Source organism: Pseudomonas sp. 14P_8.1_Bac3, assembly GCF_025466085.1.
In the GTDB taxonomy this organism is placed as follows: domain Bacteria; phylum Pseudomonadota; class Gammaproteobacteria; order Pseudomonadales; family Pseudomonadaceae; genus Aquipseudomonas.
In genome coordinates this window covers 1-26,233 of the sequence record NZ_JANLOD010000077.1, presented here as the reverse complement: position 1 = coordinate 26,233, position 26,233 = coordinate 1, and the positions used below count along the sequence as shown (strand labels likewise).

23 protein-coding genes and 4 tRNA genes are annotated in these 26,233 nt (G+C 59.1%); 20 read left to right on the top strand and 7 right to left on the bottom strand.

The features are described from left to right. Positions 1-92 precede the first annotated feature (92 nt). The gene (rpsT, locus tag NTD84_RS28550) at positions 93-368 is read right to left on the bottom strand and encodes a 30S ribosomal protein S20 (RefSeq protein WP_008028826.1); all 276 of its coding nucleotides are present in this window, start codon (positions 366-368) and stop codon (positions 93-95) included. A 252-nt stretch (positions 369-620) separates the two neighbouring features. On the opposite strand from rpsT, the gene murJ reads away from it, so the two are divergent. The 6 genes from murJ (at position 621) to ispH (ending at position 8,112) form a co-directional block, all read left to right on the top strand. Then, positions 621-2,159, top strand: coding sequence for a murein biosynthesis integral membrane protein MurJ (gene murJ, locus NTD84_RS28545; RefSeq protein ID WP_262172397.1), 1,539 nt, complete (start codon positions 621-623; stop codon positions 2,157-2,159). A 129-nt stretch (positions 2,160-2,288) separates the two neighbouring features. Then, positions 2,289-3,239, top strand: a complete 951-nt coding sequence (gene ribF / locus NTD84_RS28540) for a bifunctional riboflavin kinase/FAD synthetase (RefSeq protein WP_262172396.1) — start codon at positions 2,289-2,291, stop codon at positions 3,237-3,239. Beyond that, positions 3,240-6,071, top strand: coding sequence for an isoleucine--tRNA ligase (gene ileS, locus NTD84_RS28535; RefSeq protein WP_262172395.1), 2,832 nt, complete (start codon positions 3,240-3,242; stop codon positions 6,069-6,071). After that, on the top strand, positions 6,064-6,576 hold the full coding sequence (lspA, locus tag NTD84_RS28530; RefSeq protein WP_262172394.1) for a signal peptidase II: 513 nt from the start codon (positions 6,064-6,066) through the stop codon (positions 6,574-6,576). Before ileS ends, lspA begins: the two co-directional genes overlap by 8 nt. 7 nt (positions 6,577-6,583) lie before the next feature. Then, a complete protein-coding gene (fkpB, locus tag NTD84_RS28525; protein WP_262172412.1) occupies positions 6,584-7,021 on the top strand; it encodes an FKBP-type peptidyl-prolyl cis-trans isomerase in 438 nt (145 codons plus the stop codon). Positions 7,022-7,164: 143 nt separating this feature from the next. Beyond that, positions 7,165-8,112 carry a 4-hydroxy-3-methylbut-2-enyl diphosphate reductase gene (gene ispH / locus NTD84_RS28520; RefSeq protein WP_262172393.1) on the top strand — a complete coding sequence of 316 codons (948 nt, stop codon included), beginning with the start codon at positions 7,165-7,167 and terminating at the stop codon, positions 8,110-8,112. 2 nt (positions 8,113-8,114) lie between these two features. On the opposite strand, the gene NTD84_RS28515 is transcribed toward ispH, so the two are convergent. Beyond that, a complete protein-coding gene (locus NTD84_RS28515) occupies positions 8,115-8,633 on the bottom strand; it encodes a GspH/FimT family protein (RefSeq protein ID WP_262172392.1) in 519 nt (172 codons plus the stop codon). 130 nt (positions 8,634-8,763) lie between these two features. On the opposite strand from NTD84_RS28515, the gene NTD84_RS28510 reads away from it, so the two are divergent. Genes NTD84_RS28510 through thiO form a run of 7 tightly spaced genes read left to right on the top strand, consistent with a single transcriptional unit; the run spans position 8,764 to position 15,564 of the window. Next, positions 8,764-9,237: a GspH/FimT family pseudopilin gene (locus NTD84_RS28510; RefSeq protein ID WP_262172391.1), complete on the top strand. Its 474-nt coding sequence runs from the start codon at positions 8,764-8,766 to the stop codon at positions 9,235-9,237. Continuing rightward, a complete protein-coding gene (gene pilV, locus NTD84_RS28505) occupies positions 9,234-9,683 on the top strand; it encodes a type IV pilus modification protein PilV (RefSeq protein ID WP_262172390.1) in 450 nt (149 codons plus the stop codon). The genes NTD84_RS28510 and pilV overlap by 4 nt, the downstream gene beginning before the upstream one ends. Then, complete coding sequence (locus NTD84_RS28500; protein ID WP_262172389.1) at positions 9,680-10,393, top strand: PilW family protein; 714 nt, start codon at positions 9,680-9,682, stop codon at positions 10,391-10,393. Before pilV ends, NTD84_RS28500 begins: the two co-directional genes overlap by 4 nt. Before the next feature lie 10 nt (positions 10,394-10,403). Further along, the gene (locus NTD84_RS28495; protein ID WP_262172388.1) at positions 10,404-10,886 is read left to right on the top strand and encodes a PilX N-terminal domain-containing pilus assembly protein; all 483 of its coding nucleotides are present in this window, start codon (positions 10,404-10,406) and stop codon (positions 10,884-10,886) included. Then, a complete protein-coding gene (locus NTD84_RS28490) occupies positions 10,873-13,992 on the top strand; it encodes a pilus assembly protein (RefSeq protein WP_262172386.1) in 3,120 nt (1,039 codons plus the stop codon). The genes NTD84_RS28495 and NTD84_RS28490 overlap by 14 nt, the downstream gene beginning before the upstream one ends. 14 nt (positions 13,993-14,006) lie before the next feature. Then, entirely contained in the window at positions 14,007-14,408 is a 402-nt protein-coding gene (locus NTD84_RS28485; RefSeq protein ID WP_262172385.1) for a type IV pilin protein, read from the top strand. Between the two features lie 55 nt (positions 14,409-14,463). Then, positions 14,464-15,564 (top strand): glycine oxidase ThiO, encoded by a 1,101-nt coding sequence (gene thiO, locus NTD84_RS28480; RefSeq protein WP_262172384.1) that lies wholly within the window; start codon positions 14,464-14,466, stop codon positions 15,562-15,564. 66 nt (positions 15,565-15,630) lie between these two features. Here the strand turns inward: thiO and NTD84_RS28475 are convergent, their stop codons facing one another. From NTD84_RS28475 to NTD84_RS28460, 4 genes are all read right to left on the bottom strand, one after another. Further along, on the bottom strand, positions 15,631-16,962 hold the full coding sequence (locus tag NTD84_RS28475; protein WP_262172383.1) for a sigma-54-dependent transcriptional regulator: 1,332 nt from the start codon (positions 16,960-16,962) through the stop codon (positions 15,631-15,633). A 2-nt stretch (positions 16,963-16,964) separates the two neighbouring features. Then, positions 16,965-18,554: a sensor histidine kinase gene (locus tag NTD84_RS28470; protein ID WP_262172411.1), complete on the bottom strand. Its 1,590-nt coding sequence runs from the start codon at positions 18,552-18,554 to the stop codon at positions 16,965-16,967. Beyond that, the gene (locus NTD84_RS28465) at positions 18,544-18,777 is read right to left on the bottom strand and encodes a PP0621 family protein (protein ID WP_262172382.1); all 234 of its coding nucleotides are present in this window, start codon (positions 18,775-18,777) and stop codon (positions 18,544-18,546) included. The genes NTD84_RS28470 and NTD84_RS28465 overlap by 11 nt, the downstream gene beginning before the upstream one ends. A 145-nt stretch (positions 18,778-18,922) precedes the next feature. Next, on the bottom strand, positions 18,923-19,945 hold the full coding sequence (locus NTD84_RS28460; protein ID WP_262172381.1) for an outer membrane protein assembly factor BamD: 1,023 nt from the start codon (positions 19,943-19,945) through the stop codon (positions 18,923-18,925). A gap of 151 nt (positions 19,946-20,096) precedes the next feature. On the opposite strand from NTD84_RS28460, the gene rluD reads away from it, so the two are divergent. From rluD to NTD84_RS28425, 7 genes are all read left to right on the top strand, one after another. Then, positions 20,097-21,059 carry a 23S rRNA pseudouridine(1911/1915/1917) synthase RluD gene (gene rluD / locus NTD84_RS28455; RefSeq protein ID WP_140681055.1) on the top strand — a complete coding sequence of 321 codons (963 nt, stop codon included), beginning with the start codon at positions 20,097-20,099 and terminating at the stop codon, positions 21,057-21,059. Beyond that, positions 21,056-21,781, top strand: a complete 726-nt coding sequence (pgeF, locus tag NTD84_RS28450) for a peptidoglycan editing factor PgeF (protein ID WP_262172380.1) — start codon at positions 21,056-21,058, stop codon at positions 21,779-21,781. The genes rluD and pgeF overlap by 4 nt, the downstream gene beginning before the upstream one ends. 130 nt (positions 21,782-21,911) lie before the next feature. Beyond that, positions 21,912-24,476 (top strand): ATP-dependent chaperone ClpB, encoded by a 2,565-nt coding sequence (clpB, locus tag NTD84_RS28445; RefSeq protein WP_262172379.1) that lies wholly within the window; start codon positions 21,912-21,914, stop codon positions 24,474-24,476. Between the two features lie 390 nt (positions 24,477-24,866). Beyond that, positions 24,867-24,942, top strand: a tRNA-Asn gene (locus NTD84_RS28440). 9 nt (positions 24,943-24,951) lie between these two features. Then, positions 24,952-25,028: transfer RNA gene (locus tag NTD84_RS28435), tRNA-Pro, on the top strand. A gap of 5 nt (positions 25,029-25,033) precedes the next feature. Further along, positions 25,034-25,109 (top strand) — tRNA-Lys (locus tag NTD84_RS28430). A 95-nt stretch (positions 25,110-25,204) separates the two neighbouring features. Next, positions 25,205-25,281: transfer RNA gene (locus NTD84_RS28425), tRNA-Pro, on the top strand. A gap of 254 nt (positions 25,282-25,535) precedes the next feature. On the opposite strand, the gene NTD84_RS28420 is transcribed toward NTD84_RS28425, so the two are convergent. Then, complete coding sequence (locus NTD84_RS28420; protein WP_262172378.1) at positions 25,536-25,934, bottom strand: EF-hand domain-containing protein; 399 nt, start codon at positions 25,932-25,934, stop codon at positions 25,536-25,538. Positions 25,935-26,233: the final 299 nt, after the last annotated feature.

The window sequence follows — 26,233 nt, the reverse complement described above, 5'->3', positions numbered from 1 at the left end:
AATTGTGGGGGTGAGCAAGCCCGCTCCCGCATCTTTAAATCGCAGGCAATAAAAAACCGACCCTGAGGTCGGTTTTTTAACAAGCGCGTTACTTAGGCAGCAGCAAGGTTCAGAGCCTTGACGTGGCCATTCAGGCGGCTCTTATGGCGAGCAGCCTTGTTCTTGTGGATGATGCCTTTATCGGCCATACGGTCGATAACTGGCACGGCCAGAACGTAAGCAGCTTGAGCTTTTTCAGCGTCTTTTGCGTCGATGGCCTTAACTACATTCTTGATGTAGGTACGAACCATGGAACGCAGGCTGGCGTTGTGGCTGCGACGCTTCTCAGCCTGTTTTGCACGTTTTTTGGCGGAAGGTGTGTTGGCCACCGTCGAGCTCCTCGAAAGACTTTTTAGGAAATAGCAAACAAAATAGGCCGCGAATCATGCCGATGAGTTGATGTCTTGTCAAGGGCGGTTGAGACGTTCCGCTAAGTGGTAGGTATAAAGAGGCGGGATATTTATTTCCGGCGCTTGACCTGTAAACTCGCGAGCTTTGGCTCTGTGCTGCTGCGGCGCGGAGTATCGCATAAGTGGGCGCGTTGTTCGCCTGCTGTTTATCGACAGGCACAAACTCTTTCAATGAATCTGCTCAAATCGTTGGCCGCCGTCAGCTCTATCACGATGCTTTCCCGAATTCTGGGATTCGTCCGTGACACCCTCATTGCGCGCACATTTGGTGCGGGGATGGCGACCGACGCCTTCTTCATCGCCTTCAAGCTGCCCAATCTGCTGCGCCGGATCTTCGCTGAGGGGGCGTTTTCTCAGGCATTCGTGCCGATTCTTGCCGAGTACAAAAGCCAGAAGGGCGAAGAGGCGACACGGACCTTTATTGCCTACGTCTCCGGCTTGCTGACGCTGGTACTGGCGCTGGTCACCGCGTTGGGCATGCTCGCGGCGCCTTGGGTGATCTGGGCGACCGCGCCCGGTTTCGCTGATACTCCGGAAAAATTCCAGCTCACCTCCAGCCTGTTGCGCGTGACCTTTCCTTATATATTGCTGATCTCCCTGTCGTCCCTGGCCGGGGCGATCCTCAATACCTATAACCGTTTCTCGGTGCCGGCCTTCGTGCCGACCCTGCTTAACGTCAGCATGATCATTTTTGCGGTGTTCCTGACGCCGTACTTCGATCCGCCGGTCATGGCCCTGGGCTGGGCAGTATTGGCGGGCGGCCTGGCGCAATTGCTCTACCAGTTGCCGCACCTGAAAAAGATCGGCATGTTGGTGTTGCCACGCCTGAATCTGCGCGACAGCGGCGTCTGGCGGGTCATGAAGCAGATGTTGCCGGCGATTCTCGGCGTTTCGGTCAGCCAGATTTCGCTGATCATCAACACCATTTTCGCCTCGTTCCTGGTGGCGGGCTCCGTGTCGTGGATGTATTACGCCGACCGCTTGATGGAGTTGCCGTCCGGCGTGCTGGGCGTGGCATTGGGCACGATTCTGTTGCCGACCCTGGCCAAGACCTACGCCAGCAAGGACCGCAACGAGTACTCGCGGATCCTCGATTGGGGCCTGCGCCTGTGCTTTGTGCTGGTGCTGCCGTGTTCGCTGGCGCTGGGCATCCTGGCTGAGCCGCTGACGGTTTCGCTGTTTCAGTACGGTCAGTTCGACGCCTTCGATGCGTCCATGACGCAGCGGGCGCTGATCGCTTATTCGGTCGGTTTGCTCGGGATTATCGTGATCAAAGTGCTGGCCCCGGGCTTTTATGCGCAACAAAACATCCGCACTCCGGTAAAAATCGCGATTTTCACCCTGGTCGTTACGCAATTGTTCAACCTGGTGTTGATCGGTCCACTGGCCCACGCTGGTCTCGCGTTAGCCATCAGCGCCGGTGCCTGTATCAACGCCGGGCTGCTGTTCTATCAGTTGCGCAAACAGCAGATGTATCAGCCGCAACCGGGTTGGGCCAGGTTTGGCGCCAAGCTGGTGGTCGCGGTGCTAGTGATGTCGGCGGTATTGCTGGCCGGGATGCATGTGATGCCGGCCTGGGACCAGGGGCATATGCTCGAACGTTTCCTGCGTCTTGGTGTGCTGGTGGCGGCGGGTGTGGTCTCGTATTTCGGGATGTTGCTGCTTATGGGCTTCCGTTTGCGCGACTTCAATCGCAAGGCGTTGAGCTGAAGTCTTTGCGTCAATAAACAGGGGCGGGCCGGCGGTTTTGTCGGCTCGATTACTTTGGGTTACGGTGTTGCCTGTCGTCGGCCGCCGGGTGTGGTTATAATCGACCACTTTATGAGCAAGAAGCGCGTTATGCAGCTGGTTCGAGGCCTCCACAACCTGCGCCCCCAGCATCGGGGCTGTGTCGCCACTATTGGCAACTTTGACGGTGTTCACCGCGGCCACCAGGCTATCCTGGCGAGGTTGCGTGAGCGCGCGCTCGAGTTGGGCGTGCCCAGCTGCGTGGTGATTTTCGAGCCGCAGCCGCGGGAGTTTTTCGCCCCCGAGACCGCGCCGGCGCGCCTGGCCCGCCTGCGGGACAAGCTGCAGCTGCTGGCTGAAGAGGGCGTCGACCGGGTTCTGTGCCTGGCCTTCAACCAGCGCCTGAGCAAGCTCAGCGCCAGCGAATTCGTCGATACCATTCTGGTCGACGGCCTCGGTGTCCAGCATCTGGAAGTGGGTGACGACTTCCGTTTCGGCTGTGACCGGGTAGGGGATTTCGATTTCCTGCAACAGGCTGGCGTCATGCAGGGATTCACCGTCGAAGCCGCGCAAACCGTCGAGCTGGATGGCATTCGCGTCAGCAGCACCCAGGTGCGAAATGCCCTGGCTGCGGCCGATTTTGCCTTGGCCGAGCGTCTGCTCGGTCGTCCGTTCCAGATCAGCGGGCGCGTCCTGCACGGCCAGAAGCTGGCGCGTCAATTGGGTACGCCCACCGCCAACATACAACTCAAACGTCGTCGCGTGCCGCTGACCGGGGTTTACCTGGTCAACGTCGACATCGACGGCAAGACCTGGCCAGGCGTCGCTAACATCGGCGTGCGGCCAACGGTCCAAGGGGATGGCAAAGCCCACCTCGAAGTGCATCTTTTAGATTTTGCCGGCGATCTGTATGACCGGCGTTTGACGGTGGTTTTCCACCACAAGCTGCGTGAAGAGCAGCGTTTCGCCTCTCTGGAGGCGCTTAAGACGGCGATCAATGCGGATGTCGCCGCCGCCCGTGCCCTGTCGCACCTAGCGCCAATCGCTAATGAAGAGCCATAAATGACCGACTATAAAGCCACGCTAAACCTTCCGGACACCGCCTTCCCAATGAAGGCCGGCCTGCCTCAGCGCGAACCGCAGATTCTGCAGCGCTGGGACAGCATTGGCCTGTACGGTAAGTTGCGCGAAATTGGCAAGGATCGTCCGAAGTTCGTACTTCACGACGGTCCTCCGTACGCCAATGGCACGATTCACATCGGTCATGCGCTGAACAAGATTCTCAAGGACATGATCATCCGCTCGAAGACCCTGGCGGGTTTCGACGCGCCTTACGTGCCGGGCTGGGACTGCCATGGCCTGCCGATCGAGCACAAAGTCGAAGTGACCCACGGTAAAAACCTGGGTGCGGACAAGACCCGCGAACTGTGCCGTGCCTACGCCACCGAGCAGATCGAAGGGCAAAAATCCGAGTTCATCCGTCTGGGCGTGTTGGGCGACTTCGCCAACCCGTACAAGACCATGGACTTCAAGAACGAGGCCGGCGAGATCCGTGCCCTTGCCGAAATCGTCAAGGGCGGTTTCGTGTTCAAAGGCCTGAAGCCTGTGAACTGGTGTTTCGATTGCGGTTCGGCGCTGGCTGAAGCGGAAGTCGAATACGAAAACAAAAAGTCCTCGACCATCGACGTCGCCTTCCCGATCGCCGATGAAGCCAAGCTGGCTGCCGCGTTCGGCCTGCCAACACTGGGCAAACCGGCTTCGATCGTGATCTGGACCACCACCCCGTGGACCATCCCGGCCAACCAGGCGCTCAACGTCCATCCAGAATTCAACTACGCGCTGGTCGACGTCGGCGATAAATTGCTGGTGCTGGCTGAAGAGCTGGTCGAGTCCTGCCTGGCCCGCTACAACCTGGAAGGCTCCGTCATCGCGACCACCACGGGTAAAGCGCTGGAGCTGATCAATTTCCGTCACCCGTTCTACGATCGCCTGTCGCCGGTTTACCTGGCCGAGTACGTCGAACTGGGCGCCGGCACCGGTGTGGTTCACTCCGCACCTGCCTACGGCGTGGACGACTTCGTGACCTGCAAAGCCTACGGCATGGCCAACGATGACATCCTCAACCCGGTCCAGAGCAACGGCGTCTATGTGCCATCGCTGGAGTTCTTTGGCGGCCAGTTCATCTGGAAGGCGAACCCGGCCATCGTCGACAAGCTGACCGAAGTCGGCGCGCTGCTGCACACCACGATCATCGAACACAGCTACATGCACTGCTGGCGTCACAAGACCCCGTTGATCTACCGCGCCACCGCGCAGTGGTTCATCGGCATGGACAAAGAGCCGGCAACTGGCGAGACCCTGCGCAAGCGTGCGATCAAAGCTATCGAAGAGACCAGGTTCGTTCCGGCCTGGGGCCAGGCGCGCCTGCACTCGATGATCGCCAACCGTCCGGACTGGTGCATCTCCCGTCAGCGCAATTGGGGCGTGCCGATCCCGTTCTTCCTGAACAAGGAAAGCGGCGAGCTGCACCCGCGTACCGTCGAGCTGATGGAAGAGGTCGCCAAACGCGTAGAAGCGGAAGGCATCGAAGCCTGGTTCAAGATGGATGCTGCCGAGCTGCTTGGTGACGAAGCGCCGCAATACGACAAGATCAGCGACACCCTGGACGTCTGGTTCGATTCGGGCACCACGCACTGGCACGTCCTGCGCGGTTCGCACCCGATGGGCCACGAAACCGGCCCACGCGCCGACCTGTACCTGGAAGGTTCGGACCAACACCGTGGCTGGTTCCACTCGTCGCTGCTGACCGGTTGCGCCATCGACAACCATGCGCCTTACCGCGAACTGCTGACCCACGGCTTCACCGTCGATGAGTCCGGGCGCAAAATGTCCAAATCCCTGGGCAACGTGATCGCGCCGCAAAAGGTCAACGACACACTGGGCGCCGACATTATGCGTCTGTGGGTCGCGTCGACCGATTACTCGGGCGAAATGGCGGTGTCCGAGCAGATCCTGCAACGTAGCGCGGACGCTTACCGACGTATCCGCAACACCGCGCGCTTCCTGCTTTCCAACCTGACCGGTTTCAACCCGGCCACCGACATCCTGCCGGCCGAAGACATGCTGGCGCTGGACCGTTGGGCCGTGGATCGCACGCTGCTGCTGCAACGTGAGCTGCAAGAGCATTACGGCGAATACCGCTTCTGGAACGTCTACTCCAAGATCCACAATTTCTGCGTGCAGGAGTTGGGCGGTTTCTACCTCGACATCATCAAGGACCGTCAGTACACCACTGGCGCCAACAGCAAGGCCCGCCGTTCGGCGCAAACCGCGCTGTACCACATCTCCGAAGCGCTGGTGCGCTGGATCGCGCCGATCCTCGCCTTCACCGCTGACGAACTGTGGGAATACCTGCCGGGCGAACGCAACGAATCGGTGATGCTCAACACCTGGTACGAAGGCCTGACCGAACTGCCGGAAAACGTCGAACTGGGCCGCGCCTACTGGGAGCGGATCATGGCGGTGAAGGTAGCGGTGAACAAGGAAATGGAAATCCAGCGCGCGGCCAAGGCCGTGGGCGGCAACCTGCAAGCCGAAGTAACGCTGTACGCCGAAGAGGCGCTGAGCGCCGACCTGGCCCAACTGAGCAACGAGCTGCGCTTCGTGCTGATCACCTCGACCGCCAGCGTGGCGCCGTTTGTACAGGCACCGGCCGATGCGGTGGCCACCGAAGTGAGCGGCCTGAAGCTGAAAATCGTCAAGTCGGCCTTCGCCAAGTGCGCCCGTTGCTGGCATTGCCGTGAAGATGTCGGCGTGAACCCGGAGCATCCGGAAATCTGCGGTCGTTGCGTCGACAACATCAGCGGCGCTGGCGAGGTTCGTCACTATGCCTAATGGCGTTGGTCGTTTCGGACGACTGAGCTGGCTCTGGTTGAGTTTGCTGGTCCTGGTCATTGACCAGGCCAGCAAGTTCTACTTCGAAGGCTCGCTGCAGATGTACCAGCAAATCGTGGTGATCCCCGATTACTTCAGCTGGACCCTCGCCTACAACACTGGCGCGGCGTTCAGCTTCCTGGCCGACAGCTCCGGCTGGCAGCGTTGGTTGTTCGCGCTGATTGCGGTCGTGGTCAGCGCGGTGCTGGTGGTGTGGCTCAAGCGCCTTGGGCGCCATGAAACCTGGCTGGCGATTGCGCTGGCCCTGGTGCTCGGTGGCGCGCTGGGCAATCTGTATGACCGCATCGCCCTGGGCCATGTGATCGATTTCATTCTGGTGCATTGGCAGAACCGCTGGTATTTCCCAGCGTTCAACTTTGCCGACAGTGCTATCACTGTCGGTGCGGTGATGCTGGCGCTGGACATGTTCAAAACCAAGAAAACCGGAGAAACCGTTCATGACTGAACACGTATTGGCTGAGCAACGCATCCGCCAGAACACGGAAGTCACCTTGCACTTTGCATTGCGCCTGGAGAACGGCGACACGGTCGACAGCACTTTCGACAAAGCCCCGGCGACCTTCAAGGTCGGCGACGGTAACCTGTTGCCAGGTTTCGAGGCGGCGCTGTTCGGCTTCAAGGCTGGCGACAAGCGCACGCTGACCATCCAGCCAGAAAATGCATTTGGCCAGCCGAACCCGCAAAACGTACAGATCATCCCGCGCTCGCAGTTCAAGGACATGGAACTGTCACCGGGATTGCTGGTGATCTTCAACGATGCGGCGAATACTGAGCTGCCAGGCGTGGTGAAAGAGTTCGATGACGAGCAGGTGACCATCGACTTCAACCATCCGCTGGCCGGCAAGACATTGACCTTTGACGTCGAGATCATCGACGTCAAATCGCTGTAACCTGTGGGAGCGAGCCTGCTCGCGAATGCTGACTGACATTCAACACTGATGTTGTCTGTTGCACCGCTATCGCGAGCAGGCTCGCTCCCACAGTGGTTTTCATTGTTCCGCTATTTTATTGCGCGCAAGACACGAGGCACAGCATGCAAATCAAACTCGCCAATCCCCGTGGCTTCTGCGCCGGTGTGGACCGGGCGATCGAAATCGTCAACCGCGCCCTTGAAGTCTTCGGGCCGCCGATCTATGTGCGCCATGAAGTGGTCCACAACAAATTCGTCGTCGAAGACCTGCGTGCTCGCGGTGCAATCTTCGTAGAGGAACTGGATCAGGTGCCGGACGACGTCATCGTGATCTTCAGTGCCCACGGTGTTTCCCAGGCGGTGCGCACCGAAGCCGCCGGTCGTGGCCTGAAAGTATTCGACGCAACCTGCCCGCTGGTGACCAAGGTGCACATTGAAGTCGCGCGTTACAGCCGTGATGGTCGTGAATGCATCCTCATCGGCCACGCCGGTCACCCGGAAGTCGAAGGCACCATGGGCCAGTACGATGGTAGCAATGGTGGCGCGATCTACTTGGTCGAAGACGAAAAAGACGTCGCCGCGTTGCAGGTGAACAATCCGGAAAAACTGGCGTTCGTGACCCAGACCACCTTGTCCATGGACGATACCAGCCGTGTCATCGACGCCCTGCGTACGCGCTTCCCGGCGATCGGTGGCCCACGCAAGGACGACATTTGCTATGCCACGCAAAACCGTCAGGACGCCGTCAAGACACTGGCCGACGAGTGCGACGTGGTGTTGGTGGTCGGCAGTCCGAACAGCTCCAACTCCAATCGCCTGCGTGAACTGGCCGAGCGCATGTCCACTCCGGCGTATTTGATCGACGGCGCCGAAGATCTGCAAAAGAGCTGGTTCGATGGCGTTGAGCGTATTGGTATCACTGCGGGTGCTTCGGCGCCGGAAGTGCTGGTGCGTGGCGTGATTCAGCAGTTGCAGGCCTGGGGCGCTACCGGTGCCGATGAGCTGGCAGGTCGCGAAGAGAACATCACGTTTTCCATGCCCAAAGAGTTACGGGTTCGTTCGTTGCTCTGATGTTATTTCTCGCATAACGCCTGCTCAGTCTTTTGATTGCGCAGGCTGACGCGGCCGGTACGAGCCACCACCACTTGCAGTCGGCTCACTGGCTCGCGGGCATCGCAGAGGTGCAACGTTCCTGCCTTGAAGGTTTTTTTGGGCATTAGCGGCGCACCGAGGCTGCTGAAACGTATGTAACGCCTGAACCACCAATTGCCAACAATCGATAACCCGGTGTTGCTTGCATGCTCGGCAATAACGGGATTGCTGTGGTCATCCTGTCCTTTTCCGCTGGAGTCCAGAATGATTCGCCAACCCTGACCCCAATCGCCGTTGATGCCGTGAATGACAACGGGCTGGTTCCGCGTGATCGCCTCACTTCTTGCACTACGTATGCCGCTGACCAGCGACCTTGCCGCTTCCTCCCGATGATTCGATTCAGTCAGCGCAGCAAATGCCGGACTGACCAGATGCAGAACAATCCCGACAATCGTCAGTCCCATCAGCAGTTCGACCAGACTGAAACCTCGCTGACGCATACTATCTCCTCCCTGGAGCACGGTGACTTGCGCAATCCGTGCGCGAGCAGTGGCAAAACAACCGAACATCGGTCAGTCGAATGTTCTAGCGTGTTAAAGCAGGTATAGCCGACGACAACGGAGGGCACCGATGGATCATCGTACAAAAGGTTTCACGCTGATCGAGTTGATGGTCACGCTCGCGGTGTTCCTGATTATGGTCACCGTTGCGGTACCGACATTTACGCGTTCGGTGCAAAGCACCAAGGCCGACACCGAGCTCAGCGACCTGCAACGCGGCCTCAACTACGCCCGCCTCGAAGCCATCAACCGCGGCATTACCACTCGGGTGCGGCCAACGGCGGGCGATAGCGTCTGGACCGGAGAGCTGTCGGTGTATGACAGTACCGGCAACCCTGCCAATGTATTGCGGGTTGTTCCAGCGATGAGCAGCGGCGCCGCTCTACCGCTACCCTTGGGAGTGAGCGCCATCGATTTCAACAATCTCGGCGGGCTGTCGGCACCGGCCTCGGCCGTGGTGTTCAACTATGTGCTGGGGGCACAGAACAGGACGCTGACGGTGTGTTTGAATGGACGAATTCTATTGGGTGGAAATTGCGGATGAGGGGATGGAGCAAACGTGCACAGGAAGGCATGACGCTGATTGAAGTCCTGGTGGCACTGTTGATTCTGAGCGTGGGGCTGCTGGGGGCGGCGGCGTTTCAGCTCAATGCGCTGAAATACACCGACAGCTCGCGTACGACCAGCCAGGCGAGTTTTATCGCCTACGACATGATGGACCGCATCCGCGCCAATTCCGGCGCCGACTACACCGTCGCACCACCCGCTGCGGGCAACCTGAATGTCGCCCGGGATCAGGACCTCTACGACTTCACGTCCAACATCGTCAGTTTCCTCGGCAGCACCGCCACCGGCAGCGTCACGCTCAATCAGCGGGTCTACACCATCACCATCACTTGGGACGACTCGCGGGCCGCCAACACGGCCAATGCCCGCCGCAGCTTTGTGCTGACCAGTCGCGCCAGCGTCGATCCGGTGGCGACGCCATGAATCGTTCCAATCGAGGTTTCGGTCTGATTGAGTTGCTGATCGCGATGGCGCTGGGTCTGGTGGTGGTGCTCGGAGTGGTGCAGATTTTCATCGCGGCAAAAAACACCTATGTCAGTCAGAACGCATCGGCCAACATGCAGGAAGACGCGCGTTTCGTGCTGAGCAAGATGATTCAGGAAATCCGCATGGTAGGGATGTTTGGCTGCCTGGGGACCATTGCCGATGCAAGCGACGGGACCGGTTTCAGTGCCAGCCAGGTAACGCCGATCAGTTGGGACAACGCCAATCTCAACCTCACCTTGGTGACTGCCGATGTGGGCGCGGGGGGCGGTGTACCGACCTGGACAGTCGTTTCGGATTGTCGAACGGCGGCGACGGCCTATTCAAATTTGCGGGCGCCCGCCGCGGGACAATTGGCGTTTCCGATTCGGCGGCTGATCTACAGCCTCAAGAACAACCAGCTGACAATGGGCAGCGGCGTTGGAACGCCGGCCCAGCAGGTGCTGGTCGACAACGTCAGGACATTCGATGTGAGTTTCGGTCTCGCTGCATCGGCCACTGACACCTCTGCGTCCAGTTACAGTACCAACCCGCCCGACCCTGCGCGAATCAGAAGTGTGCGTCTGACGCTGACCCTGTTCGACCCGAACGCTAAGGTTCGTGATCAAACCTTCAACGTGGTTGCCGCTTTGCGCAACCGCTTGCCTTGAGGGAGGGCCAATGAATTATCACTCCATAGCCTCTGACCGCCAGCGTGGCATGGCGCTGCTGGTCAGCCTGGTGTTCCTGTTATTGCTGACATTGATCGGTATTTCATCCATGCAGAACGCCAACTTGCAGGAAAAAATGGCCACCAGCGTGACCCTGCGCAATCAATCGTTCCAGATCGCCGAAGCCGCATTGCGCATCGGCGAAAGTGCGGTGCAGGTGTCCACCTACACCCTGCCGGTTTGCAGCAGTACCACGCAATGCGCGCCGCCGGCGGAGTCGTCGTCGATCACCGCCGCGGGGTTCAATTCCACGTCGGGTGTCACCTGGATTGCGGCCGCGAACGGCTTTTATGGGGTACAGAACATCGGCGTTACGCTGAATGCCGTCAATGTGCCGAGCAACACCTCTGCGACGCTTTACCGGGTCACGGCTGTGGCCATCGTGGGCAATAACGTTCGCAGTGTGGTGGAGAGTATTTATGCGAAGTACTGAGGGACGCTTCGGCATTTTGAGAATGTTTTGCGGCGTTCTATTGGGCTTGTACCTGTCGGCCCCGGCGTACGCGTTTACGCCATCGGATTCGCCCTTGCTGAGCGCTGCGGCAGTACCGCCAAACGTGATGCTGCTGATCGATGATTCGGGGAGTATGAACAACATCATCTGGGCGTCGGGGTTCGATCCGAATGCCAGTCGCCCGCAAATTGCGAACTGCAGTTCCAACACCTCTTGTTTCAGTGGCCAGAATCTGGACATGACCGATACAAATATCGCCTTGTCGAGTTTGAATCGCGGCGGGTGCTCCACCATTGGTAACTGGTACGGGTTTTATCGAGGTTTTTTGGGGCTGTCATCGATCTGCCTGAAGCTACCCGACCCGGTGGGCAATGAAAACACCCGTTACACGGCGAACTACCTGTCCTATCTGGTGACGCTAGCGAATGGCGCGAGCCGGGATTACACCACCGGTGCGATACCCAACGATTACCGCATCAACGTTGCACAGGGTGTGTCCACCAATCTAGTCTCCAGCAACCGGTCATTGCGAATAGGCCTGGCGACCTTCAACCCGCCCACCAACAGCAACTCCGGCCCCGGCGGCTTCATTGCCCGTGCCGTCAGTGATCTGTCTCCAGTAAGCGGCAGCGTCACGCAGGCCCAGGCCGACACGAACTACAACGCCTTGATCAATTCGATAAATGGCCTCGGCGCCATCGCCAACACGCCATTGGCGGAAACCTATTACGAGATCACCCGCTACATGCGTGGCATGGCGCCGTACTACAACTCGACGCCTTCCACCTATACCAGCCCCATCCAGTATCGGTGTCAGAAAAACTACGGCGTGGTGATTACCGATGGCCTGCCGACGTTTGACCGGACCTTCCCGACCAACGATCCGCTCGGTGGGACCCGTTTGCCAAACTGGGACGGCAACAGCGCGAACGATGGTAACAACCTTACCGGGGACACCGAGGGCGACACCCTTTACCTGGACGACATAGCCAAATTCGCCTTCGATATCGACATGCGCACCACTGGCACCGATGCCAGCGGCAAAAGCTGGAATGAGCCGGACTTTCCCAAGCAAAACATGAACACCTACACCGTGGGTTTCACGTCGGCGAATCAGATGTTGTCGGACGCGGCGGCTTACGGGCAGGGCAAGTATTACCAGGCAACAGACAGTGCAGGCCTCAATACCGCGCTGTCATCAGCCCTGAGTGACATCACCTCGAAAGCCGGATCAGGCGGAGGTGGCACCGTCAGCAGTGCAATTGTCGGAATTGGATCTTCGTACTACCAATCCAGCTACGATCCCAAGGACTGGCGAGGGACAGTCAAATCCTATGGGTTCACCGCCACAGGTTCGGTGAATACCGACACGGTGCTCTGGAGTACGGATACGGCCATCGTGCCTGGCGCCACCGCCCCGATTTACCAGTCGTGGAACAGTGCCAGCAATGCGCCTGTCACTCTGGCCTACACCAATTTCGCCCCGGCACAACAGACGGTGCTCAGTCAGGGGCTGCCCACCGGCATCACCGGCAACGACTTGGTGGAGTGGAGCAAGGGCACCAATAAAACCGGTTTGAAAGTACGCAGCGTGCTGCTCGGCGACATCATCAACTCACCGTTGGTGTTGGCATCGCCGACGGACAAAACTGCGTCCGATCTGGTGAACGACACCAGCTACAGCAACTATCTCGCCGTTAAAGCCAGCAGCACGTCCAGCGGCATGAAAAGCAGTCTGGTAGTCAACGGCAACGACGGTTTTGTCAGCGTCATCAACTCAAGTGACGGCACCAGGCGCTATGCCTACATGCCTTCCAGTGTATTGCCATCGCTGCGCCTTATCGCCGATACCGGCTACAACAATGGTGTCAGTCACAAGTTTCTGGTCGACGGGCAGGTTGGCGTCTTCGATGCGCAACTCAACGGTGCCTGGAAAACCCTGGCGATCGGCGGGACGGGGGCGGGCGGCAAGACCTTTTACGCGTTGCAGCTGTTTGACGCTTCGGCCGGTAACGTGACCAAGGCGTTGTGGGAATTCAGTGCACCGGCCACCGCGAATACGGCGAACGTTTTCAATGACCTGGGTTATGCCTACGCTCACCCGGAAGTGGCACGCTTGGCGGATGGTCGTTGGGCAGCGTTTATCTCCAACGGCTATGGCAGTAATTCGGGGGTGGCGGCGTTGTACGTGGTGGACATTCGCGATGGTTCACTGATCAAGAAAATCGTCATTGACAGCACGGAGACTACCAACGGTTTGTCGTCGGTGGAGCTCAAGGTCAACTCGCAGAATGTGGTGCAGGCCGCCTATGGTGGCGACCTGAAAGGACGGCTCTGGAAGTTTGATTTGAGCGGCGCCACCACGGACACCTGGGGCGTGGCATTTTCCGGTAAGCCGTTGTTCACCGCGGCAGGCGGTGCGACGCAGCCGATCACCGCGCAGCCGTTGCTGGCGGACAACTCTCTGGGCGGCAAGGTGGTGTTTTTCGGCACCGGCAAATTCAACGAAACCGTCGACAAGTCCAACAAGGATCTTCAGGCGTTTTACGCCGTGTGGGATGCGGATGGTGGCTCCGGCCAGATCACCACCTCCAGTTTGCAGGTCCAATCGGTGACGGGTGTGTTCTCGGGAAGCTCAGGGCAGTTCATTACGACGAGCCAGAATGAAACGACGTATCCGGCGGAGAAGGGCTGGTACCTGCCACTGGTCTACAACAGCGCATTGACTGGTGAGCGGGTGATCAACCAGGCGGCACTGGTGCTGGGACGAATCGTATTTACCACCGCCAGCATCGACACTACAGACCCATGTGTCAGTTTCGGCACTGGCAAACTGGTCGAACTGGATGCATTCAGCGGTAAGATGCTCAACTATGCGGTGCTCGACACCAATGGTGACGGGGTGGTCGATAGCGCCGATACGATAACCAGCGGTGCGATGTTCGCTACCGGGATGCCGAGTTTGAATGGCATCGTCAACGGAGGCGCCCGCAAGATTGTCACTGACTCCAGTGCGAAGCCTTATTCGCTGGTGGAGAAAGCCGGCGGCGGCAGCCGTCGCATCATGTGGCGACAAATTCAGTAAGTGAGAGTTGAGGCATGCGCAGATCCAACCGCGGTTTTACCCTGATCGAAATCATGATCGTAGTTGCGATCATCGGGATCATCATGACCATTGGCTACCCGAGCCTCACCGAGTACGTGAAAAAAGGTCGTCGGACAGAAGTGGCGGGACTGCTCACCGAGCAGGCGCAGATACTTGAACGGTTTTACTCGAAGTCGAGTGTCTACACCGGTGCGACCGGGCTGAGCGCCGGCAATGACAATTACACCATCACCCCGACCCTGGCCGATCAGACATTCCTGCTGACCGCCACGCGCAAGGCCGGCAGCACCATGGCGACTGACAAGTGCGGCGATTTCACCATCACCAACACCGGCGTCCGAAGCATGGTCAACGCGACGGCCGGGCTGACCACCAAGGATTGCTGGGGTCGCTGAAGTTCTTTTCGGGCGCCTCTTGCGCCCTGTGTCTATCTAACGGTTGGATCAGAGCATGACCATGCAACAACAAGTGGTGATTGTCGGCGGTGGTGTGATTGGCCTGTTGACGGCGTTCAATCTCGCGTCCGAAGTACATAGCGTTGTGCTGCTGGATCGTTCCAATGTCGGCCAGGAATCCTCCTGGGCCGGTGGCGGCATTGTTTCGCCGCTCTATCCATGGCGCTACAGCCCAGCGGTCACCGCACTGGCCCACTGGTCCCAGGATTTTTATCCACAGCTTGGCGAGCGGTTGTTCGCCGCAACCGGTGTCGATCCCGAGGTGCACACCACCGGCCTGTACTGGCTGGATCTGGATGATGAGGCCGAGGCGCTGGCCTGGGCCCAACGGGAAAACCGTCCGCTGCGGGCTGTGGATATCTCGGCGGCCCACGACGCCGTGCCGGTATTGGGCCCCGGTTTTTCCCGGGCGATTTACATGGCCAATGTGGCCAATGTGCGTAATCCACGGTTGGTGAAATCGCTCAAGGCGGCTTTGCTGGCGCTACCGAATGTGACGATCCACGAGCAATGCGAAGTCAGCGGGTTCGTTCGTGAAGGCGATAAAGTCGTCGGCGTACAGACGTCGACGGGCGTTGTCCACGGTGATCAAGTGGTCTTGACCGCTGGCGCCTGGAGCGGTGATCTGCTGAAAAGCCTGGGGCTGGAACTGCCGGTCGAGCCGGTGAAGGGGCAGATGATCCTCTACAAATGCGCGGCGGACTTCCTGCCAAGCATGGTGCTGGCCAAGGGGCGTTATGCAATTCCGCGTCGGGATGGACACATTCTGATTGGCAGTACGCTGGAGCATGAAGGCTACGACAAGGCACCCACTGCGTCGGCGCTCGAAAGTCTGAAAGCGTCGGCGGTGGAGTTGATTCCGGCGCTGGCTGATGCCGAAGTGGTCGGGCATTGGGCTGGGCTGCGGCCGGGCTCGCCAGAGGGGATTCCCTACATCGGCCGGGTGCCGGGCTTTGACGGGCTGTGGCTGAACTGCGGGCATTATCGCAACGGATTGGTGCTGGCGCCGGCGTCGTGTCAGTTGTTTGTGGAAATGATGCTGGGCAGGCCGCCGATCATTGATCCGGCGCCGTATGCACCGAGCGGGCGGATCTAGTCGAAAAAATCGGCGTGGAGGCGGGCGCCTAACCTCAAGGAGCGAGGCTTGCCCGCGAAGGCCATCTCAATCCAGGCCGAACTTCTTTAACCGGTACCGCATCGACCGAAACGACAAATTCAGCCGCTGAGCCGCTGCGGTGCGGTTCCAGCGGGTTTCCTCCAGCGCCTGGAGAATGAGTTTGCGTTCGACGTTATCCAGATAATCTTCCAGGTTGTCGATCTGCGTCAGGTCCGGCACGCCGCTGTCCGCGGTGCTGTTGCTTTCGGCCAGGCGCAGGTCGCTGGCTTCGATCTGATTGTTTTCACACAAGGTGTGCGCCCGTTCGAGCATGTTCTCCAGTTCCCGTACGTTGCCCGGAAAGCGATAGCTTTTCAGCGCGTCGAGCGCTTGCGGATGGAGCGTCGTGGCGGGCTGGCCACTCGCTGCGGCCAGGCGTGTGAGGACATGACTGACCAGCGGTTCAATGTCATCGCGGCGTTCGCGCAAGGGCGGAACCCGCAGTTCGATGACATTGAGCCGGTAGTACAAATCCTGGCGAAAGCGTTCGGCAGCGACTTCGGCATCGAGGTCTTTGTGGGTCGCGCAAAGGATGCGCACGTCGACCACCGTTTCCTGTTGCCCGCCCACGCTGCGAATGGCTTTTTCCTGGATTGCCCGCAATAGTTTGACTTGCATCGCCAGTGGCAAATCCGCCACTTCGTCGAGGAACAGCGTACCGCCATGGGCCGCCTGAAACAGCCCGGGTTTGTCTTCGATGGCACCGCTGAAGCTGCCTTTGCGATGGCCGAAAAATTCGCTTTCCATCAGTTCCGAAGGGATGGCCCCGCAGTTCACCGGGATAAACGGCTGGTTGGCGCGCGACCCTTGTTCGTGGATCAGTCGCGCGACCAGTTCCTTGCCGCTGCCGGACTCGCCACTGATGTACACCGGTGCCTGACTGCGGGCCAGCTTGTCGATTTGTTTACGCAGACTGCGCATCGGTAGCGAATCACCCAGCAACCGGCGATCGACGCTGCCGCCCGGCGCCGGCATGCGCAGTGCGCTGCTGACCAGTTCGCGCAGGCGCGCGAGGTCTACCGGTTTGGTCAGGAAATCGAAAGCGCCGGCCTTGAGGGCGTTGATCGCGGTTTCCAGGCTGCCATAAGCAGTGATCATCGCCACCGGCACTTGCGGATACCGTTGCTGGATGTGCTGCACGAGCTCCAGGCCGGTTCCATCCGGCAGGCGCATGTCGGTCAGGCACAGGTCGAAGGTCTCGCGCTTCAGCAGGGCCTGGGCTTCGCTGACGTTGCGCGCACTGAAGGTGTCGAGTTTCATGCGTCCCAGAGTGATTTCCAGGAGTTCGCGGATATCCGGTTCGTCGTCGACGATCAGGATTTTTTGCTGTTGGCTCATGTTCAACCTTGTTTCCGTCCGTGAGCAAAGGTGATGCGAAAGCAGCCGCCCCCTTGGCGTGGTTTGAAGTCTAGGCGGGCCTGATTGCTTTCGCACAGTTCACGGGACAGATAAAGCCCCAGCCCGGTGCCTTGTGCGCTGGTAGTAAAGAAGGGTTCGAACAAATGCACCTGCTGATCCGGCGCCACTCCAGCGCCATCGTCCAGCACCTCGATGATCGGCAACTGGGTGTCGGGGTCGATGAACAGGTCGAGCCAGACCTGCGCCTGATCGTGGGCCTGAGCGCTATGACGCCAGGCGTTGCGCAACAGATTGTCGAGTACCTGGGTCAACTGGTTCGGGTCCATCAGGGTTTTGAAGTCGCCTGAACCGATGCGCAGGTGAATCTGCTGGCGGTCGAGCGCACCTTCACGGCTTTCCACAACGAACTGTTCCAGCCACGGTTTCAGATCGAGCCGTTGCGGCACGGTCTGCTGGCGGCGGGACAATTGCAGGACGTTTTCGATTACCCGATTCATGCGCTGAGAGTGATCCTGAATTATCTGGGTCAGACGGCGATCTGCGCTGTTGAGCTCCTCCGACTCTTGCAGCAGCTGGGCAGCATGACTGATGGCACCCAGCGGGTTGCGTATTTCGTGGGCGATCCCGGCCGTCAGGCGGCCGAGGGCAACCAGCTTCAGTTGCTGGGCCTGTTGGGTGATTTGCGCGAGGTCTTCGAGAAATACCAGCGTCTGACGGTGCGCGCTTTGGTCGAGGGCAATGAAGCTCGGTTGCAGTTCCAGGTCGCTGCCGGCGACTTTCAGGCTTTGAGGGCGCAATGTCGGATTGTTCAGCCACAGTTGCAGGCGTTCGACCAGGGCGGGGGAGCAGTCGTCGATCGGTTGACCTTCCAGCGTGTCCCGGCCCAGCAGGGTCAAAGCGCTGTGGTTGGCCAGTTGCACACGGCGCTGATTGTCGAGTACCAGAATGCCGGTACGCATGCGTTGCAGGATCAATGCATTGAGCGCTTCAAGCCCCATGACCTCGCTGGCTCTTTGCTCGGCGAGCGTTTCGCTGACCTCCACGCGCCGGATCAGCCCTTGCACCAGCAAGGCGGCCGCAAAACATAGCGCACCCAGCGTGCCGACTTGCAGGTAATCGTTAGGGCTGGCGTGATGGTTGAAGCTCAGGATAAAGCTCAAACCGACAATGCCGAGCGCGCCGACCGCAGCAATCAACAGGCCGATGCGTCCTCGCAACAAGGCATTGCTGATGGCCACCGAGACGACCAACAGGTTGCCAATGGCGCTGGCGACACCGCCGGCAGCGTAGAACAGACCGCACAGCAGCAGGACGTCGATCAGCGCCAGGGTGAACAGTTGTGCCGGACGGCGGATGTTCTCAAGGAACACCACCAGCAAAATATTCAGCACCAGGTACAACCAGCTGCCGCTGCGCAGCAGATCGTCGTCGGAGAAGGTCAGCAACTGGTTGTCGAGGTTGCTGGAGATCAGCAGCACCAGGGTGATGCCGACGCTCAAACGATAGAAGTGATAAAGGCGCAGCAGTCGCTGGGCTTGCTTGCTGCGGGGACTGGACGCCTCAGCGATCACTGGGGCCAGGGCCTTGCTCAAGGTGAGCCTGGCTGCAATACCACTGTTGTTGAATGTTCAGTGCGCGGTCGCGGGGCAGGTGAACACCACAATGGGCGCAACGGACCATGGGGGCCGCTTCCAGCTCGGCCGAAGACCGGGGCGCGGAAGCCTGCCCCTTGAACTTGCGCCAGAACCATACCGCGGCGGCAATCAGGGCGATCCAGAACAATAAACGAAGCATGGTGAGCTGCTTTATGGCGAGTGATCCAGCAGTTTAGCCAAGGACATGACCAGCGCCCAGCGTAATAACGCGCAATAGCGCTCAACATACTTCAGGCAATAAAAAAGGAGCCTCGAAAGGCTCCTTTTTGGCACAACCCGGTGTGTCAGTCGAACACGCCGAAGGTCATGTAGCTGAACCAGGAGCGGTCGTCGTTGTTGCCTGCGGATGTGTGCTCTTCTTCTTCGATCACGTCGCCATTTTCATCTTTAGGCTTGAGATCGTTGGGAATCGCGTCCTTGGCATCCTGGAATTGCTTCTGCACGTCCTGGTTGGCGCGGGTTTCGCCCGGCGGCAGCGGTGGACGGGATTCGATCAGGCCCAGGGTGGCCTTGCTCAACCACGAACGGTTGTCGGCTTCAGCCACCGACGGTACGAACTGACCGTCCACCAGGCTTGGGTGGTTCGGGTAGTTTAGCTTCAGGGTCTCGAGGCTGGTGGCCGCCAGTTCGTCCAGGTGCAGACGCTGGTAGGCTTCGGTCATCACCGCCAGGCCATCACCGACCGATGGGGTTTCCTGGAAGTTTTCCACCACGTAACGACCACGGTTCGCGGCGGCGACATAGGCCTGACGGGTCAGGTAGTAGTCGGCGACGTGAATCTCGTAGGCCGCCAGCAGGTTGCGCAGGTAGATCATGCGCTGCTTGGCGTCTGGCGAGTAGCGGCTGTTCGGGAAGCGGCTGGTCAGCTGGGCGAACTCGTTGTAGGAGTCGCGGGCAGCACCCGGGTCACGCTTGGTCATGTCCAGTGGCAGGAAGCGCGAGAGCAGGCCGACGTCCTGGTCGAAGGAGGTCAGGCCTTTGAGATAGTAGGCGTAATCCACGTTCGGATGCTGGGGGTGCAAACGAATGAAACGCTCGGCGGCGGACTTCGCAGCCTCAGGCTCGGTGTTCTTGTAGTTGGCGTAGATGAGTTCGAGTTGAGCCTGATCGGCGTAGCGCCCGAACGGATAACGCGACTCCAGCGCCTTCAGCTTGGCTGTGGCGGCGGTGTAGCTATTGTTGTCCAGATCGTGCTGAGCCTGCTGGTACAGCTCGACTTCGCTCAGGTTTTCGTCTACGACTTCCTTCGATGAGCAAGCAGCGGTCAATGCGAGGATGGCGATCAGCAGCAGGTGTTTCACTTGCATGGCGGCTTGCGTCCCTATGACGGCCGCTGTCTTGGGCGGGGCCGTCCTGTTATGATGAGCGCCCCGTTGAATAGCCTCGGGGCAAAAGACGCCGTATTTAACCACAAGCGCGCAGCCGAAACCAAAGGCTGTGCCGACGCCTAGTCTGAGCATGTCCGATAAAATTGAACTTCGCGCAGAGGTGCCGTCCGAATTGGGCGGCCAACGCCTCGATCAAGTCGCCGCACAATTATTCGCTGAGCACTCGCGCTCGCGCCTTTCCGCCTGGATCAAAGACGGCCGCCTGACTGTGGATGGGGCGGTAATCCGCCCGCGAGACATCGTCCACGGTGGCGCCATTCTTGAGTTGACTGCCGAGCAGGAAGCTCAGGGCGAATGGATCGCTCAGGACATCGAGCTGGACATCGTCTATGAAGATGACGACATTCTGGTGATCAACAAGCCAGCAGGCCTGGTGGTGCATCCTGCCGCCGGCCACGCGGATGGCACTTTGCTCAACGCCTTGCTGCACCACGTGCCGGACATCATCAATGTGCCTCGCGCCGGGATCGTGCATCGCCTGGATAAGGACACCACCGGTCTGATGGTGGTGGCCAAGACCATCCAGGCGCAGACACAGCTTGTCACGCAATTGCAGAGCCGCAGCGTCAGCCGCATCTATGAGTGCATCGTGATCGGTGTCGTGACCGCCGGCGGCAAGATCAATGCGCCGATCGGTCGTCATGGCCAGCAACGCCAGCGCATGGCCGTGATGGAGGGGGGCAAGCAGGCCGTCAGCCATTACCGCGTGCTCGAGCGTTTCCGTTCCCACACTCACGTGCGGGTGAAGCTGGAAACCGGTCGTACGCACCAGATTCGCGTACACATGGCCCACATCAACTTCCCGTTGGTCGGAGATCCTGCCTACGGCGGTCGTTTCCGTATTCCCCCGGCCGCCAGTGTGACCATGGTCGAATCGCTGAAAGCGTTCCCGCGTCAGGCCCTGCACGCGCGGTTCCTCGAGCTGGACCACCCGACCACCGGTAAGCGCATGAGCTGGGAATCGCCGCTGCCGGACGATTTCGTCTGGTTGCTGACCCTGCTCAAGCAAGACCGTGAGGCGTTCATCGGATGAAAGACTGGCTGATACCCGACTGGCCTGCGCCTGCCGGGGTGAAAGCCTGTGTGACCACCCGTGCGGGCGGCGTCAGCCTGGCGCCGTTCGACAGCTTCAACCTCGGTGATCACGTCGACGACAACCCTGAAGCGGTTGCCGAGAACCGTCGTCGCCTGACCGATCATTTTGCTATTCAGCCGGCCTGGTTAAAGCAGGTTCACGGCATCGCCGTGGCCCACGCCGACCCAGGTCAGGTCGTCACCGCCGACGCAAGCTGGACGGCAACACCCGGCATCGCCTGCGCGGCGATGACCGCCGATTGCCTGCCGGCGCTGTTTTGCGACCGCGCCGGCACCCGCGTTGCGGCCGCGCATGCCGGTTGGCGCGGGTTGGCGGCGGGTGTGCTGGAAGCGACACTCGACACCTTGGCCGTCCCGGCCGCAGATGTACTGGTCTGGCTCGGTCCGGCCATAGGCCCGCAAGCCTTTGAAGTCGGCCCGGAAGTACGCACAACCTTCGTCGAACAATTGCCCCAGGCCGCCAGGGCTTTTGTGCCCAGCGCCAATGCCGGCAAGTTCATGGCGGATATCTACGAGCTGGCGCGCCTGCGTCTGGCCACTCGCGGTGTCACTGCGGTCTATGGGGGCGGTTTCTGCACCGTGACCGACCCGCGCTTCTTTTCCTACCGCCGTTCCCCACGCACTGGTCGGTTTGCCTCCCTTATCTGGCTCGAAGGCTAGACTTCCCTGATCTGCATCAACTGATCGACGCTTGAAACTCCCAGAATCGACCGCATCTATAACGGTATCTGGCAGGTTTCTTCATTCAGGATGTTTTATAGGTCCGGCCTGCTCAAAAGGAAGGTGACCCATGCGTATAGATCGTTTAACCAGCAAATTGCAGTTAGCTCTATCCGACGCCCAATCTCTGGCCGTCGGCCTCGACCATCCCGCCATCGAACCGGCGCACTTGATGCAAGCCATGCTTGAACAGCAGGGTGGTTCGATCAAACCCCTGCTGATGCAGGTCGGTTTTGACGTCAACAGCTTGCGTAAAGAGCTGACCAAAGAGCTCGACCAGCTGCCGAAAATCCAGAACCCGACCGGCGACGTGAACATGTCGCAGGATCTGGCGCGCCTGCTCAACCAGGCTGACCGCCTGGCCCAGCAGAAGGGCGATCAGTTCATTTCCAGCGAATTGGTGTTGCTCGCCGCCATGGACGAGAGCAGCAAGCTCGGCAAGTTGCTGCTCGGTCAGGGCGTGAGCAAGAAAGCCCTGGAAAACGCGATCAACAACCTGCGCGGAGGTGAGGCTGTCAACGACGCCAACCACGAAGAATCGCGGCAGGCGCTGGATAAATACACCGTCGACCTGACCAAGCGCGCCGAGGACGGCAAGCTCGATCCGGTGATCGGTCGTGACGATGAAATTCGCCGCACTATTCAGGTCCTGCAACGCCGTACCAAGAACAACCCGGTGCTGATCGGTGAACCCGGCGTCGGTAAAACCGCCATCGCCGAGGGCCTGGCCCAGCGCATCATCAACGGCGAAGTGCCGGACGGTCTGAAAGGCAAGCGCCTGTTGTCCCTGGACATGGGCGCGCTGATTGCCGGTGCCAAGTACCGTGGCGAGTTCGAGGAACGCCTGAAATCCCTGCTCAATGAGCTGTCGAAGCAGGAAGGGCAGATCATCCTGTTCATCGATGAACTGCACACCATGGTCGGTGCCGGTAAAGGCGAAGGTTCGATGGATGCGGGCAACATGCTCAAGCCTGCCTTGGCGCGCGGCGAGCTGCATTGCGTCGGCGCGACCACGCTCAACGAATACCGCCAATATATAGAGAAGGACGCGGCCCTTGAGCGGCGATTCCAGAAAGTGTTGGTGGACGAGCCGAGCGAAGAAGACACCATCGCCATTCTGCGTGGCCTGAAAGAACGCTACGAAGTTCACCACAAAGTGGCGATCACCGACGGCGCGATCATCGCGGCGGCCAAGCTTAGCCACCGTTACATCACCGATCGTCAGTTGCCGGACAAGGCCATCGACCTGATCGACGAGGCGGCCAGCCGCATCCGTATGGAGATCGACTCCAAGCCGGAAGTGCTCGACCGCCTGGAACGCCGTCTGATTCAGCTGAAGGTGGAATCCCAGGCGCTGAAGAAAGAAAGCGACGAAGCGGCGATCAAGCGCCTGGAGAAACTCCAGGAAGAAATTGTTCGCCTTGAGCGCGAGTATTCGGACCTCGAAGAAATCTGGAACTCGGAAAAGGCCGAGGTCCAGGGTTCTGCACAGATCCAGCAGAAAATTGAACAGTCCCGTCAGGAACTGGAAGCGGCCCGCCGTAAAGGCGACCTGAACCGCATGGCCGAGCTGCAATACGGGGTGATCCCGGACCTGGAGCGCAGCCTGCAAATGGTCGATCAGCACGGCAAAAGCGAAAACCAGTTGTTGCGCAGCAAGGTGACCGAGGAAGAGATCGCGGAAGTTGTGTCGAAGTGGACCGGCATTCCGGTGTCGAAAATGCTCGAAGGCGAGCGCGACAAGCTGATGAAGATGGAAAGCCTGTTGCACCAGCGCGTGATCGGCCAGGACGAAGCGGTGATTGCGGTTTCCAACGCGGTGCGGCGTTCGCGGGCCGGGTTGTCCGACCCGAATCGCCCGAGCGGTTCGTTCATGTTCCTCGGCCCGACCGGTGTCGGTAAAACCGAGCTGTGCAAGGCTTTGGCGGAATTCCTCTTTGATACCGAAGAGGCGATGGTGCGAATCGACATGTCCGAGTTCATGGAGAAACACTCCGTGGCTCGGCTGATCGGTGCGCCACCAGGCTATGTAGGCTATGAAGAGGGCGGTTACCTGACTGAGGCGGTGCGTCGCAAGCCTTATTCGGTGATCCTGCTGGACGAGGTCGAGAAGGCCCATCCGGACGTGTTCAATATCCTGCTGCAAGTACTGGAAGATGGCCGCCTGACGGACAGTCATGGCCGCACGGTGGATTTCAAGAACACCGTGATCGTCATGACCTCCAACCTGGGTTCGGTACAGATCCAGGAGCTGGTGGGCGATCGTGAGGCGCAGCGTGCTGCGGTGATGGATGCGATTTCTACGCACTTCCGGCCGGAGTTCATCAACCGGGTCGATGAAGTGGTTATCTTCGAGCCATTGGCGCGGGATCAGATCGCTGGCATTACCGAGATCCAGCTGGGCCGTCTGCGCAGCCGTCTGACCGAGCGCGAGCTGAAACTGGAGCTCAGCCCAGAGGCGATGGACAAGCTGATTGCGGTGGGTTACGACCCGGTCTACGGCGCACGACCGCTGAAACGAGCGATCCAGCGCTGGATCGAAAACCCGCTGGCACAGCTGATTCTGTCGGGTCGCTTCATGCCCGGCGATATTGCCAAAGGTGTGGTGGAAAACGACGAAATCGTCTTCGTCTGATACAACCCCCTCACCTGTAGGAGCGAGCTTGCTCGCGATGGTCGTCAACGATGACGCGGGCATTCTGAATGCCCGCGTTGTATTCAAGTCCATCGCGAGCAGGCTCGCTCCTGCAGCGGTGAGCGGGCCGAAGGTTTTTTCCGTCAGGTTGTTGAACTGAAAGGAAAAGGCTTGTAAAGTGCGCCCCGCAGTAAGTCACCCGGAAGGGTTTCTGCTCCCCAAGCAGGAATCTGAAATAAGTTGCAAATCATTAACTTGAAGGCAATTTAAGGGGTTGACAGAGGTGCTTAAGATTGTAGAATAGCGCGCCTCAGACACACGAACGCAGCGATGCGAACGGGTCGAAGAGAACGCAGTAAAGCTTTATCGTTGTAAATTGAAATATGTAGTTCCGTGATAGCTCAGTCGGTAGAGCAAATGACTGTTAATCATTGGGTCCCAGGTTCGAGTCCTGGTCACGGAGCCAATTTCAAACCGGGGTATAGCGCAGTCCGGTAGCGCGCCTGCTTTGGGAGCAGGATGTCAGGAGTTCGAATCCCCTTACCCCGACCATTTTTGGGTCGTTAGCTCAGTTGGTAGAGCAGTTGGCTTTTAACCAATTGGTCGTAGGTTCGAATCCCACACGACCCACCATTTTTGAAACCAGTTAGCGCTGGAATCGAATCTTAAGATCAGAGGCCAAAAGCGCTGATCGAAGAAGGCGCCTTTCAAAGGTGCCTTTTTTTTACCGGGGTATAGCGCAGTCCGGTAGCGCGCCTGCTTTGGGAGCAGGATGTCAGGAGTTCGAATCCCCTTACCCCGACCATATTGAAAATCCTCGTATCGAAAGATACGGGGATTTTTTTTGCTTTCAAAAAAAACCAAATCCTTTCAAGTCATCGAGATCGATCGGAGGGCCCATGGCATGCGTAACGGTTCGAGCCTTGCGCTGGACTTGATGAACGCCAGCGCGTCCCGTGCCACGAATACGTTGATGCTGGCCGAGCGAGCGGGTGAAACATTGCAGACGAAAAAAAGCCGCGCTTTTCGAAGGGAAAGCGCGGCTTTGTTTTTTGAGACTCAGGCGCCGTCTTGGTCTTTCAGGTGCTCGAACAGGCCTTTTGGCATTTTCTTGCCGTTGGCTTCGAAGTTGGCTTTCACGTTGTTGTAAGCCTCTTGCTCGTCGATGAACCCATCGTGGTTAGTGTCGATCTTGTCGAAGTCGGACTTCGGCGCGACTTTCTGGAATTCAGCGCGGGACACTTTGCCGTCACCATCGGTGTCGGTTTTGGCCATCGACGCGTCACCGCATTTTCCTTCGCCACATTTGCCTTCAGGGGTTTTCACCACCTGTTCGGCCGAGGCCAACAGGTAGCCCTGGGTCAGCGGCTGCGAAGCGAAAACGGAGCCAGTCAACATCATGCCGCCAGCCAGAACAGCGCCGAGCAGACCGATAGTGTTTTTGGTGGTACGGGACATTTCAATACTCCTGGGTTGTACGACACAACCATTCGATAAAGGACGCCACGTCAGTGCGGCGATAACCGGAGCGGGCGGGGTGCCTTGCTCGGATGTGGCCATTTAAAGGGCGGGGTGTATCGCTACTGTGTCGCGCAAGGGGGGAGTTTGTAAGCGAAGGGGCGTATTGCCGGGGCGGGATACACTTCGACACAGATATCCAGGTCAATGATGAAAAGAATGTGGGAGCGGGGGGGGGGGGGGGGGGGGGGGGGGGGGGGGGCCCCGCCGGCGATCTATAAAAAAAATAAACCTCCAAA